Origin of the sequence: Prauserella halophila (assembly GCF_024171895.1) — a bacterium.
Lineage (GTDB): Bacteria > Actinomycetota > Actinomycetes > Mycobacteriales > Pseudonocardiaceae > Prauserella > Prauserella halophila.
The window spans coordinates 1,069,034-1,081,876 of the sequence record NZ_JAMTCQ010000009.1 but is presented as its reverse complement, the minus strand read 5'-3'; the positions used below and the strand labels follow the sequence as shown (position 1 = coordinate 1,081,876).

The window sequence follows — 12,843 nt, the reverse complement described above, 5'->3', positions numbered from 1 at the left end:
ACGTGGTGGATGACAGGCCGGACTCACGCGGGCCGTCCGGTGAGCGGTCCGGAATGATGTCTGCGCACCATGTGGTGCAGCGCTGCCGCCTCGGCCGACAACGCGAGCACGACCGCGGCGAACCCGCCCGCGGCGCCGAGCGGCGGCACCAGGAACAGGGCGCACACCGTCGTCACGGCGAGTCGGCACAGCGCTCCCCGGAAGCTCGCGCCCAACAAGGGGCTTCCGGTGTTCTCGATCAGGAAGATCCCGTACATCACGGCGATCGCGACGACGATCTCGACGACGGTCAGCGCGCCGAGCGCCGCCCACATGGCGATCCCCGTATCGGCCAGCAGCGCATCACGGACCGGTGGCACCAGCAGAGCGGTGCCGAACAGCACGGCGAACGCCATCCCGCCCACGACCGCGGCCCGCAGCACCGCCATGGCCTTCGCGCGCGCCTGCCCCGCACCACTGCCCCGCTGCCGGAGTGACACCCCCGGCTGGTGGATCCGGAGCTGATACCGCACGATCGAGGAGAACGCGCCGGCGGCCAACATCGCCAGGTAGAACGGCCCACTGTCCGACACCCGCCCCACGCCGGCGAACACGAAGAACACCACGGCCACGGTCAGCGCATCGAGCAGTTCCGGCACGCCGAGCAGCCACGTGGTGCGCCCGTAGGCGAGCACGAGCCGCCGTCGCCGCAACGGTTCGGGCCGCAGCCAGTCTCGGGGCAGCGCACCGACGGCCGCCAGCGCGACGAGAGCCAGCCCGGCGGGCAGGACCAGCAGCACGGTGCGCGGTGACCAGTCGGCCAGCCACGTCGCCAGTGTCACGCCGAGCACGAGCACCGCACCCGCCGTGAACGCCCACGCGTCGAGCGATGCCCTGCCGCGGAGCCGGTGCAGGCCCGACACCGTCATCAGCATCCCGGAGCACGTGTGCCAGCAGGCTGCGGCCAGGTACGGCAGCAGCGCCGACTCCGGTGCCACCGCGAGGGTCACGAGCAGCGCCGCCGCGAACACGAGAACCGGGGCGATGGCGAACCGCACCGCCAGCGCGGTCACGGTCGCCCGCGTCACCCGCACCCGCGGAGCCAGCTTCAGCACGCTCTTCTCCGCGGCGTTGGGCAGGAACACCAGCCACCCGCAGGCGCCGAGGGCGTTGGCGAACGGGCCGTAGGCCACCGTGCCCCACGCGACGGCCAGCACGACCTGCATCAGCTGAAGGCTGATCCGGAACGAGCCGCGGCCGAGGAGAAGCCGGAGGATCATCAGCCGGCGGGGCGCCGTGCTCACCGCCGTGCCCGTCACGGCCCCGGCACCGCCTGAGCCACGTCGTCGAGCCGGAACTTCAGTGCGCCGCGCACCGCCTCGGCCGAGGCTCGCAGTTCGTCCGTGGTGGCTGCTCTGAGGACGGCGTAGCCGAGCTTGTAGCCGGCCTGTTCGTAGGCGCGGACGAAGGTCCCTTCCTCGGCGAACATCTGCACGTCGACCACCGAGGGATGTGCGCGGACCTCGCCGAGGCCGCAGATCTCGGCGAGCCTGCCCGCCCGGTCGGCACCGAAGACCTGCACCATCGTGGGCACCGGCTCCCGGGGAGCGAGCACCGGCTCCTCCCCCACGGCCGTGGCCATGGTCGCCGCCATGATGTCCACGCCGTAGCACGACTCGATGAGCTCGGCCAGGCCGTTGCCACCCATGCGGGCACCCAATTCCACCAGGTACAGCCTGGCGTCACGACCCAGCACCGCGTCGAGGGTCAGCGGCCCGTCGGGGTAATCGAGCCGTTCGCAGATCCGCTCGAGCATCCGCACCAGCTCGTCGTCCACTTCGGACGGAAGCTCGGCGGGAACGAGATGGGTCGTCGTGACGAAGTACGGCGGTGGCGTGATCGTCCGCTCGGTGACGGCGTGGAAGGCCACCCGCCCGTGCCGCACGAGGACTTCGACGGTGAGGTGCATGCCCGTCAGATACTCCTCCACGACGAGCTTGCCCTCGGGGGAGAACGCCACCGATTCGGCGAACGCCGAGCGCAGCACACCAGGGCCGGAGCAGGCCACGACTCCCCGGCTGCCCGACGAGTCGACCGGTTTGACCAGTGCGGGGAATCGCAGCTCGCGGGCGCGCTTGACGAGGTCGTCGTCCGGGGCACCGCTGACCGCGCGATAGCCGGGCAGGTCCAGCTCGGCACACAGCTCCCGGAACACCGATTTGTCGACCGAGGCGCGCATCGCCAGGTCGGGCAGCGGCGCGGGCAGGTTCCAATGCCGGGTGAGCCACGCGAGCGCGGGCAGTCCGACGTCGCTGGCCGGGCACAGCACCCCGACGATGTCGTCGCGCCCCGCGAGCGTGCTCGCGATCAGCTCCGGAGCACGTACGCTCAGCTGAACGAACTCGTCCGCGTACAGCACGCCGGGCGCGCTCGGCCGGATGTCGACACAGATCGTCCGGTAGCCCAGTTCCCTCGCCCGCTGGTACACGCCGACCGAACCGTCGGCGCCACCCAGCACCACCAGTGTCGTCACGACGCCACCTCCGCCCGCCGCGGTTGCGGCGCCGTCGGCCACTCGTCGAGGAGAAGGTCGGCCGGATCGACCCGGTCGCGCAGCGACGTCTCGCGGATATAGAACTGGCGCGGCCGCGGCTGCCCGGATCCGACGCTGACGAGGTAGCGAACACCCACCGCCAGTACCGCGGTGAGCACGGCGAGGACCACGAACAGCGCGGCCGACACCGCAGCACCGCCGATCAGCCCGGACGCGGCTGCCACGGCCAGCAAGCCGCACAGCGCCGCGGTCCCGAGCGCGAGACCCGCGGCGACGCCCGGCAGACGGCGCGTGAATCCGACGAACAGTTCCACCGCGTGCGAGGCCAGGAAGCGGAACCCCACCTTGGACTCGCCGCGTGCCCGCGCACGGTGGCCGACGAGGGCGGTGGTGTACCGGCCGGTCAGCCGCGGCACGGTCGCCATGAAGTACGGGGTGCCGAGCTCGAGATCGACGACCCGGCGTGCGAGGTCCGTGCGCACCAGCCGGAACGCGGTCGCACCTCGCGGAATCTCCACCTTCAGGACTCGTTGCGCGAGATGGTGGAACACCGCGGTCCCCCACCGCCGCAGCATCGGGTCCTGCCGGTTGGTCCGGACCCCGAAGACGGCGTCGTAGCCCCGTTCCGCCTCGCCGATCAGCACGCGCGCCTCGGCGGCCGGGAACTGCTGGTCGGCATCGACATGCAGTACCCACGGCGCAGCGGCATAGCGATACCCGGCCGAGAAGGCTGCCTCGAAGCCGAAGTTCCGCGTGAAGGACATGAAATCCACACGCGGATCTTGTTCCGCGAGATCGCGAATGATATCGAGCGTCCCGTCGGAGCTCCCGTCGTCGACGTATATGATTTCGAGGTCGACGTCGCTGAACTCCTCGACAATTTCCGCATAGGATGCCGAGACATTGGCCACTTCGTTATAACACGGCACCACGACCGTGATGTTCGTTATCCTCGTACGGTCATCACTCGACTCCGTCACAGCTCACGCACCATCCATGGGGTGGATTCCCGTATGCAAATCCATCTCGGCGAATGTGGCATGAATGCCCTCGCGTTTCTACATCGTCAGCAGGCTCTACCCCCAGCAGGAACGGTTCGAGAGTTTTGTCCGACGACACGGCGACAGCAAGGACAGGAGTTCGGATTGAGCCGTTCAGCCGAGTCCGAAACGGGGAGACCCGCGACCTTTCGGCCCAATCACACAATGAGCGATACGAATTCGTGCGTTCCGATGGCACACTGTCCAGCCATGTGGAATTCGCTGGCCTACCGGTTGTGGCGGGCCGCCTATCTGCGCGCCGTCTCCTCGGCATTCGCCACGGTGCCGCTGTATCGCGAGACCTGGGCACTGCACGGCCGGACCGACCCGGTACTCGTTCCGGGTAAGACCGGGAGCAACGGCGGTGCGCTGCCCGCCGACGAGGTGCGCCGCCGGCTGGTCGACACCGCACCCCTCGCGGGCGGATCGACCGAGCCGGACCCGGCTCGCGGACTCGCCTTCCTGCTCACCCGCGCCACGCAGCGCCCCTCCCATCGCCTGGTCGTGGTGGTCGACGCCGAGGTCACCCGACCGCCCACCGGGCTGCCACGCGGTTCCCGCGGCTGCGTCCTGCACCCGGATGCCGCCGCATCCGCGGGCGACGAACCCGTCCTCAGAGAGATCGTCGACACGCTGCGCCGGGGCGAGCGGGTCCTGGCCGTCGGCGAGGACAAGAACCTCGACGCACTGTCCTCGGCACTGCCTGCCGAGTTGCCGCCGCCCGACCGCGTCCCGCACCATCGCATCGACCGCCTCACCGGCGGGCCGTTCGGCCTGCTCCACGATCCGCTGCTCGGTTACCTCGGCGTCCTCCGCGACTGCGGCCGATGGCACGTCGACCGGCGCCGCGTCCACGTTCGCGAAACGACGGGCGGCCTCGCGTTCACCGTCCTCGAACGCACCTCACCCCGGCTGGTCGACGTGCTCGTCGGCGGCGGAGTGCCGGGCGAGGTGCATGCGTGCCCGCAACACGCATCGCCCGTGATCCAAACTTGACGTCCTCTCGGTCCTTCAAGGACCGAGATTCCCATCCAGCTCACGCCGGATAGTTCCTGCTTCTTCACCCCGAAGGGAGGTTTCGACAGATGCCTCGCCGACTGGCGTCGGGTCGGTCTCACTCCGTCTCCACAGGCTGCAACCGCCCGCCCGGCGGGCGGACTGTTCTTGGCGGCGTTCACGTCCCGGTCGTGGGACGCTCCGCAACCGGAGCATGTCCACGTGCGCACGTTCAGCGGCATCGACTCGGCGAGCCTGCCGCAGGACGAGCACGCCTTACTGGAGGGCGACCAGCGGTCAACCGTGACCACCTCGCGGCCGTACCGGTCGGCCTTGTACTCCAGCATCGAACGCAGCTCCGACCACGAGGCGTCGGAGATGGAACGCGCCAGCGCATGGTTGCGCACCATGCCGGACACGTGCAGATCCTCGAGCACGATCGTTTGGTTCTCACGAACGAGCCGAGTACTCGGTTTGTGCGGATAATCCCGCCTGCGGTCGGTGATCTCCCCAGTCGAGAGCGTCACCAACGCATCGATACCAGCGTCGACACCGACGACGTGCGTCGTGGGTGCGTAGTGCTCGACGGCGGTCTCGACCAGCAACGAGCGAGACTTCTTCCTCGACTTGAACCGCGGATACCGCGCCCGCTTACCGAAGAAGTTCGTGAACGCGCCCTGCAGATGCCGCAACGTCTGCTGCAACGGCACGCTGGACACCTCGCTGAGGAAGGCGAGTTCGTCGGTCTTCTTCCACCCGGTGAGCGTCGCCGACGTCTGCACGTAGTTCAGGGATCGGTTCCTCTCGGCCCCAACGGGCGAGGTTTCCGCCGACTGGAGCACACATGACGGTTCGCATCACACGTACGACCGTCACCGATGCCCGGATCTGCGACCCGCGCGTCGATCCGGCGCCCGACGGCTGGGCCGAGTTCGCCGAGCTCACACGCCCGCACGCAGTGTGGGACCCGCGGCTGCTGCGCATCGAGGGGTGGCTGGCGCGCAATCCGCCGCTGCTGGTCACCGTGCACGACGCCGACGGCATCGTGGCGGCGCTGTCGGCACTGGTCTGCCGACCGGCGCGCCTACCCCGCTACGCCCCGCGCCGCACGCGACGCGGTCCGATGTGGGTGGAGGTGAGCCAACCGTGGCTCAGCGGCCTGCCCGGCATCGTCCGGCGGCCCACGGTGTCCGGCCACCGGCTCCGCGTCGCGGTGCGCGCGGCGGAGAGCACGCTGGCACGCCGCCTCGGACCCGGCCTGGCAGGCGTGTTCTACCGCGGCGTCGGACCCGACCTGCTTCCCGTTCTCTCCGGACGGGGCCGTGTCCGCAGGCGCACCGATTCGGCCGCGGTGCTGGACAACACGTTCGCCGACACCGACGAGTGGCTCGCGTCGCTGAGCAAGAGCCGGCGCGCGAACCTGCGCAGGCAACACCGCCGGACCGACGCCGACCCGTCACTCCGGATCCGCGGAGGACCCGGGCGGGCCGACGCCGACCCGGAGGCCATGGCGGATCTGCTCAACGAGCACCGGGCCCGGTTTCCCGCGCAGACCGGCGACACGCGCTCACCCATCGCGGCACCGTATCTGGAGGCGTTCGTGCGCAGGCCCGATGTGCACACACTCACCTATCACGACACCGACGGCAGGCTGCTCGCCCTCAACACGCTGCTCGACCACCGCGACGTCGTCGTCAAACAACACTGGGCGGCGCTCGCCCCGGACGACGGTGGCAGGCAGGGCCTGTACTTCGACGCCTACATGCGTGCCGTGCGCTGGTGCGTCGCGCACCGCAGACCGCGGATCTCCGCGGGCCGGGGCAAACTCGACGTCAAGACGTCCCTGGGGTTCACACCGAGGGACGTGTACGGCGTCATCGCGCCGAGGCCGGTGATGGGCCGGTGAACGTCGAGATCATCGATCCGCGGGTGGACCCGGAACCGACAGGCTGGGCGGATTTCGTCAACGACCGGCGCCTGCATCCCGTCTGGCGCCACCCGCTGATCCGGCTCGAAGCGTGGACGGCGCGCAACCCGCCGCTGCTGGCTGTGGTGCGTGAGCACGGGCGGGTGGTCGGGGGCCTGCAGGCCATGGTGTGCCGCAGTTGGAGCACCGGTCGCTTCGGCCCCGCCGCCACCCGGCGACCGGCCCGGCTGCGGCCGCGCTGGGCAGAGGTCTACCTGCCGTTGCACAGCGGGTATCCCGCCGCCGCGTTCCACTCCGGCGTCGACGTCCGGGGCGCGATCAGGGAGTTCGAGCGGTCGCTGGTGCACCGCGTCGGCCCGGGCCTGCTCGGCGTGCTGTACCGGGCCATGACCGACGACCTCGCGGACGCGATGTCCGGACCACAGCGGCCGCATCGCGTGATCGATCCGGCGGCGGTCCTGCACCCACCGGCCACGGTCGACGAGTGGCGTGCGGGCCTCGGCACCGACGTCCGCGCCACCGTCGACGCGATCGACGCCGACCCGGAGGTGCGTACCGACGTCGGCGCAGGCCGCGACGACCTGGATGCCAGCGAACTCGCCGCACTCCTCAACGCACACCGGGCACGTCAGGACGCCCGGGCCTGGGCGGGCGGTCAGCGTTCGCGGTTCGCCGGGCTGCACCTGGACACCCGCAGCCCCGTGTCACCTGCCTATCTCGACGCGCTGCTGCGCAGGCCGAACGTGCTCACCCGCACGTACCGCACCCCGACGGGCCGCCTGCTCGGCTTCAGCACCATGATCACCGACCGCGGTACGGCCGCATTCCACCACTGGGCAGCCGTGTCCCGTGTGGACGGCGGCAGGCCGGGGCTCCACCGGCACGCGTACGCCCAGGCCGTGGCACAGGCGATCGACCTCGGCAGCACCGAGCTGACCGCGGGCAGGGCGATGCTGGACGAGAAGGCGGCCCTCGGTTTCCGTGACACCCGGCAGCTGCACACCGTTGCGGCACCGCGGCCACTCCTCGGTGACCGGCGTGGTCCGCAGGCGGTACACCGGGAGACACCGCGCGACACGACAGGGCACATCCACCGGAATCGCGCCGGGAGCGTGACATGACAGTGCACATCGACGTCCTGGATCCTCGCACCGATCCGGAACCCGCCGACTGGGCCGAGTTCGCCGCGGCCCGGCAACTGCCCGCACCGTGGGACTACGACATGCTCCGCCTCGAGACGAATTCGTCGCGGTGCCCGAACCTGCTGGTCGTCGCACGTGATCGCGGCACGCCGGTCGCCGCGCTGTCGGTCACCGTCGCCCGTCCGGGAGACCTGCACCGCCGCAGGCCCGTCGGTGGAGCCGCACGGTTCACACCCCGGCTCGCCGAGGTGCACCAGCCGTGGATGCCCGGCACCTCCGGCCGCGTCTTCGCACCGGGGCTCGACCCGACCGCGCAGCGGCAGCTCATGCGCTCCGCCGAACGTGCTCTCGTGTCGTTCATCGGCCCCGGCTGCGGCGGTGTCGTCCACCGCTACGTCCGTGACGACGAGCTGCCGGCCGTCACCGGCAGGGGCCGGGCGGTGCGCGACGCCGTGCCCACGACGTTGCTGGAGAACGGGTTCACCGACGTCGACGGGTGGGTCTCGTCGCTGGCGCGGAGCAGGCGGCACAGCATCCGCGGGCAACGGCGGAAGATCGCCGCCGACCCGTCGCTGACAATCCGATGTGGACGGTCCAGGGACGATCTCGAGGGAGCCGAGCTCGCCACGCTGCTGCATGCACACCGGGCGAAGTTCGGCCGCGTTCCACTGGACCTCCGCGGAGCCGTCACCGCCGAGTATCTGCACGCCCTGGTACGCAGACCCGACGTGGCCACCCTGACGTACCGGGACGCCTCGTCCGGGAGGCTGCTCGCGTTCACCAACGTGCTCGACCACGCGGTGACACCGCTGCACCAGCACTGGGCAGCCGTTCCCCCCGACCGGGGAGGAAAACGGCACCTGTACTTCGACGCCTACGCCAGGGTGGTCGGCTTCATGATCGACAACGGCAGGCCTTCGATCTCGTCCGGCCGCGGAATGCAGGACGTCAAGGGCTCGCTCGGGTTCGCGCCCCGGCCGCTGCAGTCGGTCGTCGCCCCGCGGCCGGTGTGCCGATGATCCGGGCGGCGACGGGAGGCGGCGCCCGCGCTACGGCTCCCACGCGGGCGGGGTCGAGACCGATCACCGACTACGAGGTACTGGACCCGCGGTTCGACCCCGAACCCGGCTACTGGCCAGGGCTCCGTATCACTGCGGGACTGCACGCCGACTGGAGCTGGGACGTCCTCACCGCCCAGGCATGGGCGGCCAGAACACCTCAGTACGTCACGGTGTTCCATGGCGACGACGGTCCGTGCGGTGTGGTGTGGGCCGCATGGGTCGGGCCTCCCACCCGGCGTCACCGCTTCGCGCACACGATGCGCGGTGGCCGGTTCGGCGGACTCGACGTCCGGGCGCCGAACAACGCATCCGCACCGGGCTGGTGGTTCGCCGACGGCACGGTCCAGCGGCTGCTCACCGACTACGCACCGGCCATGCGCGACGCCCTGGGCAGCGGGGCGCGCCTGCTGCTGGCGCGGCAGCTCGGCGACACCGACGCGGCAGCCATGAACACACGGCTGCGCGTCGTGCGGCCCACCGAACCGGTCAACGTGCTCGACACCGCACCGTTCGAGTCCGTGCAGCACTGGATGTCCGGGCTGCGCAAGAGCCGCAAACGGAGCCTCAACCAGATCGCAACGGCCATCGAGGACGACCCCCGCCTCGAGGTGAGGATCGGCCCGATGGCCGACGCCGACCCCGGCGAGGTCGCGGCGCTGCTGCGTCACAACGCCGAGAAGCATCACGACGTGCCGATCGTGCCCCTGCCGATGTTCACCCGCTACCTCGAGAACCTGCTGGGCCGGCCGGACGTGCACGGCGTGCGCTATGTCGACCCGGCCTCCGGTGCGCTGCGGGCGCTCGCGCTGATCCTCGACCATCCACAGTGGCCGGTGATGCGATCGTGGTCGATGTTGCCGCTCCATCGCGGTGGCAGGCGGAACGTGTACTTCGACATGTACACCCAGTCGGTGCGGTACGCACTCGCGTCAGGCAAGAAGGGCGTCGTGCTCGGCAAGAAGATGACCGATCTCAAGCACACGTTCGGCGCCCGGACGATGCCCCAGAACGCAGCACTCGTCCCACTGCGGTGACAGCACGCGACCGGCACGTCAGACCGCACCCGCCACCGCCAATGCCGCACACCCGCCTGCGGCGACGAGGAGTGTCGACAGCGCACCCAGGATCACGCCTCGTCGCCCCGTCCGCACCAGCGCTCCCGGATCGACGCCGGTTCCGAGGCCGAACAGTGCGGCGGCGAACAGCAACGTCGAGGTCACCTCCGCCACCGAGAGCACCGCGGGCGGCACGACACCGGTGCTCCGCACCGCCATCATCGCCAGGAAACCCACCACGAACAGCGGGAGCAGCGGAGGACGTGCTCCGGCGCCGGTCCCGGCCGTGCGGTGCCTGTTCACCATGCCGACGCCCGCGACCATCGGCGCGAGCAGGACAACGCGGCTGAGCTTCACGACCACGGCCACGGCCACTGCGGCGGCGCCCGCCGGCGATGCCGCCGCCACCACCTGCGCCACCTCGTGGACCGACACGCCTGCCCACGCTCCGAGTTGCTCCGGTTCCATGCCGAGCCACCCGCCCAGCAGCGGAACCACGGCGATGGCTCCGCTGCCGTAGAGCGTCACGAGAGCCACGCCGGTGGCCACGTCCTCCCTGTCGTTGTCGGTGACGCTGTCCATCGCCGCGATCGCGGAGGCTCCGCAGATCGAGAACCCGGTCGCGACCAGGAGCCGAAGTCCAGGGGAGACACCGAGCAGGCGGCCGAGACCCAGTGTTCCGAAGAAGGCTGCCACGACGGTCACCACGACGGCGGCCACGACGCCCGGGCCGAGAGCCAGGACGTCACCGACACCGAGCTGCAGGCCCAGCAGCACGACACCGAGACGCAGGCACCGTGCGGTCACCCACGACAATCCCGCTCGGCACCGTCCGGGGATCCACCTGCCCGTCGCGACACCGAGCACCACCGCAACCGTCAGCGCTCCGAGCGCGGACCACAGCAGCGACACGGCGAAGGCTGCCGCCGTACCCACCGCGGCCGCGGCGACGCCGGGCAACAGCTCCGTCTTCCGGGACGGGCCCGCGAGGGAGGCGTGGTGCTTGATCACACCTCGATCGTCGGGCCGCGCCCTCCGGTGGCGGTACCGTCAACTCGTTCGCACGTCATAACCTGGAGGCATGTCCACCCTGCCCGACGTCGAGTCGTTGCGCCTGCTGGTACTGGTCGGCGAGCACGGCAGCCTCACGACCGCGGCCGAACGGACGGGGACCACCCAGCCCGCGGCGAGCAAACGCATCTCCGCGCTCGAGCGCAGGCTCGGCCTGCGGCTGCTGGACCGGTCACACACCGGATCGGCACTCACCGCGGACGGGCGCCTCGTGTGCAGCTGGGCCGATCGCGTGATCGAGGATGTCAACCGCCTCGTCGAGGGCGCCCGTGCGCTGCGCCGCGAGCGCTCGGCGCAACTGTCCCTGGCGGCGAGTCTGACGGTTGCCGAACACCTGCTGCCGACGTGGATCGGCGACCTGCGGCGGCAGCTGCCCGATCTGCACGTGGGGCTGCAGGTGCTCAACTCCACTCGGGTGTGCGAGCTGGCCCGGCACGGCGAGATCGACCTCGGGTTCATCGAATCGCCCCGGCGATTGCGCGAATTGCGTTCACAGACCGTCGCACGGGACCGGCTCGTCCTCGTGGTCGCCCCGGGGCACCCCTGGGCACGGCGGCGGACTCCGATCGGTGCCGCCGAGCTCGCTGCCACCCCGTTGATCACCAGGGAGATCGGCTCCGGCACCCGTGACACCGCTGAACAGGCACTCCTGACCGCGGGGCTCACCCCCGCGGAGCCGCTGCTGGAGCTGGGATCGACGGCCGCGGTACGCAGTTCGGTGGCGACCGGAACCGGTCCCGCGCTGCTCAGTGAGCTGGTGCTCGCGCCCGAGCTGGCGGCCGGATCGCTGCGTGAGGTCGCGACGACCGGTGTCGAGCTGCAGCGCACCCTCCGTGCCGTGTGGCACCCCGAGGCGACTCCGTCCGGTGCCTCGGCCGATCTGCTCGCCCTGGCCGCGCGAGCGGGACGCGCCCGCCGCGGGCCCTCGGCTCGGCCTCGCAGCTGACCGCGGCGCCGGTGCCCACACCCGTCATCCGGCGAGCGTGCGACAGGGAGTCGGTGTCCATTCCCGCCTGCGGCGGACGGTCAGTCCTCGCCGTCCTCGCCCTCGCCGTCGTCGCCGTCCTCGCCGTCCTCGCCGTCGTCGTCGCCGCCCTCGCCGTCGCCGTACTGGCCGCCGCCGTCCTCCTCCTGCTGGTTGCCGTCGTCCTCGACCGGCTCGTCACAGGCGGCCACTCCACCGAGCGCACTCACCGCGGCCAATGCCGCGACCGTCTTCCTGATCCTCATACGCGGCAGAGTACGGACATCACAGCCGTTTCACACGACGCCGACCGTCACACACAGGGACGACTCCGCACCGGACCGCGGGCCTGCCCGGCACGGCGATTTCACTCGCCGTCCAGTCGGTCGAGGTGCCTGCCCAGCAGCTCGCCCGCATGCCGGACGTGCTCCTGCATCGCGGTCCGGACCGCCTCCGCATCGCGCGCGTGCAGCGCCTCCAGAATCGGATAGTGATCGTCGACGGAGGCCTGCACCCAGCCGTCGATCATCTCGTAGTAGCGCGACGGCGTGTGCTTGACGGCCTGCCCGAGAAACCACGTCAGTTTCGGCGACCGGCCCGCCATCGCGAGCAGGTGGTGGAATCGATGGTTGAGCTCCTCGATCTCCGTGACCCTGTCCTCGGCGAGCGCGTCGGCGAGGCCGCGCTGCAGCTCCTCGAGGCGGGCGAGGTCGTCGTCGGACAGCCGCGGGGTGGCGCGTGCGGCGAGCTCACCCTCCAGTTGGGCCTGCACCCAGAACAGGTCGCGCACGTCGTCCCCGGACAGCGGGGCGACCATGAACCCGCGCCGCCGCTCGAGCTGCAACAGCCCCTCGGCGCACAGCGCCAGCAGTCCCTCCCGGACCGGCGTCACGCTGACCCCGAGGTCACCGGCGACCTGGTCGAGGCGCACGAACTCCGGAAACCGCAGCTGCCCCGACATGACGAGCTCGCGCACGTGCGCGGCGACCTGGTCGGGCAGGGAGCGCTTTCCCCTGGTGCGCGCCGTCGTGTCCGCCATGACCCACCTCACTCG

The 12,843-nt window shown here is 70.8% G+C and carries 12 protein-coding genes and 1 pseudogene; 6 read left to right on the top strand and 7 right to left on the bottom strand.

What is annotated here, in order from left to right:
- Nucleotides 1–23: 23 nt before the first annotated feature.
- From LY41_RS11240 to LY41_RS11230, 3 genes are read right to left on the bottom strand one after another with little or no spacing between them, the layout of a single operon-like run.
- The gene (locus LY41_RS11240) at nt 24–1,298 is read right to left on the bottom strand and encodes a hypothetical protein (RefSeq protein ID WP_253863811.1); all 1,275 of its coding nucleotides are present in this window, start codon (nt 1,296–1,298) and stop codon (nt 24–26) included.
- On the bottom strand, nt 1,295–2,512 hold the full coding sequence (locus LY41_RS11235) for an ATP-grasp domain-containing protein (protein WP_253863810.1): 1,218 nt from the start codon (nt 2,510–2,512) through the stop codon (nt 1,295–1,297). Before LY41_RS11235 ends, LY41_RS11240 begins: the two co-directional genes overlap by 4 nt.
- Entirely contained in the window at nt 2,509–3,462 is a 954-nt protein-coding gene (locus tag LY41_RS11230) for a glycosyltransferase family 2 protein (protein ID WP_372493229.1), read from the bottom strand. Before LY41_RS11230 ends, LY41_RS11235 begins: the two co-directional genes overlap by 4 nt.
- Nucleotides 3,463–3,783: 321 nt before the next feature.
- On the opposite strand from LY41_RS11230, the gene LY41_RS11225 reads away from it, so the two are divergent.
- Complete coding sequence (locus LY41_RS11225) at nt 3,784–4,569, top strand: hypothetical protein (RefSeq protein WP_253863809.1); 786 nt, start codon at nt 3,784–3,786, stop codon at nt 4,567–4,569.
- A gap of 176 nt (nt 4,570–4,745) precedes the next feature.
- Here the strand turns inward: LY41_RS11225 and LY41_RS11220 are convergent.
- A pseudogene (locus LY41_RS11220) lies at nt 4,746–5,096 on the bottom strand (RNA-guided endonuclease TnpB family protein); the annotation flags it as partial.
- A 317-nt stretch (nt 5,097–5,413) separates the two neighbouring features.
- Between LY41_RS11220 and LY41_RS11215 the strand changes: the two are divergent.
- Genes LY41_RS11215 through LY41_RS11200 form a run of 4 tightly spaced genes read left to right on the top strand, consistent with a single transcriptional unit; the run spans nt 5,414 to nt 9,733 of the window.
- Nucleotides 5,414–6,475: a GNAT family N-acetyltransferase gene (locus tag LY41_RS11215; protein ID WP_253863808.1), complete on the top strand. Its 1,062-nt coding sequence runs from the start codon at nt 5,414–5,416 to the stop codon at nt 6,473–6,475.
- Nucleotides 6,472–7,617: a hypothetical protein gene (locus tag LY41_RS11210; RefSeq protein ID WP_253863807.1), complete on the top strand. Its 1,146-nt coding sequence runs from the start codon at nt 6,472–6,474 to the stop codon at nt 7,615–7,617. Before LY41_RS11215 ends, LY41_RS11210 begins: the two co-directional genes overlap by 4 nt.
- Nucleotides 7,614–8,657: a GNAT family N-acetyltransferase gene (locus LY41_RS11205; RefSeq protein WP_253863806.1), complete on the top strand. Its 1,044-nt coding sequence runs from the start codon at nt 7,614–7,616 to the stop codon at nt 8,655–8,657. The genes LY41_RS11210 and LY41_RS11205 overlap by 4 nt, the downstream gene beginning before the upstream one ends.
- The gene (locus LY41_RS11200) at nt 8,654–9,733 is read left to right on the top strand and encodes a GNAT family N-acetyltransferase (RefSeq protein WP_253863805.1); all 1,080 of its coding nucleotides are present in this window, start codon (nt 8,654–8,656) and stop codon (nt 9,731–9,733) included. The genes LY41_RS11205 and LY41_RS11200 overlap by 4 nt, the downstream gene beginning before the upstream one ends.
- A gap of 18 nt (nt 9,734–9,751) precedes the next feature.
- On the opposite strand, the gene LY41_RS11195 is transcribed toward LY41_RS11200, so the two are convergent.
- On the bottom strand, nt 9,752–10,765 hold the full coding sequence (locus LY41_RS11195; RefSeq protein ID WP_372493191.1) for a YeiH family protein: 1,014 nt from the start codon (nt 10,763–10,765) through the stop codon (nt 9,752–9,754).
- Nucleotides 10,766–10,835: 70 nt separating this feature from the next.
- Between LY41_RS11195 and LY41_RS11190 the strand changes: the two genes are divergently transcribed.
- Nucleotides 10,836–11,771 carry a LysR substrate-binding domain-containing protein gene (locus LY41_RS11190; protein WP_253863804.1) on the top strand — a complete coding sequence of 312 codons (936 nt, stop codon included), beginning with the start codon at nt 10,836–10,838 and terminating at the stop codon, nt 11,769–11,771.
- Between the two features lie 80 nt (nt 11,772–11,851).
- On the opposite strand, the gene LY41_RS11185 is transcribed toward LY41_RS11190, so the two are convergent.
- Nucleotides 11,852–12,055, bottom strand: coding sequence for a hypothetical protein (locus LY41_RS11185; RefSeq protein ID WP_253863803.1), 204 nt, complete (start codon nt 12,053–12,055; stop codon nt 11,852–11,854).
- A gap of 101 nt (nt 12,056–12,156) precedes the next feature.
- On the bottom strand, nt 12,157–12,828 hold the full coding sequence (locus tag LY41_RS11180; RefSeq protein ID WP_253863802.1) for a GntR family transcriptional regulator: 672 nt from the start codon (nt 12,826–12,828) through the stop codon (nt 12,157–12,159).
- Nucleotides 12,829–12,843 lie beyond the last annotated feature (15 nt).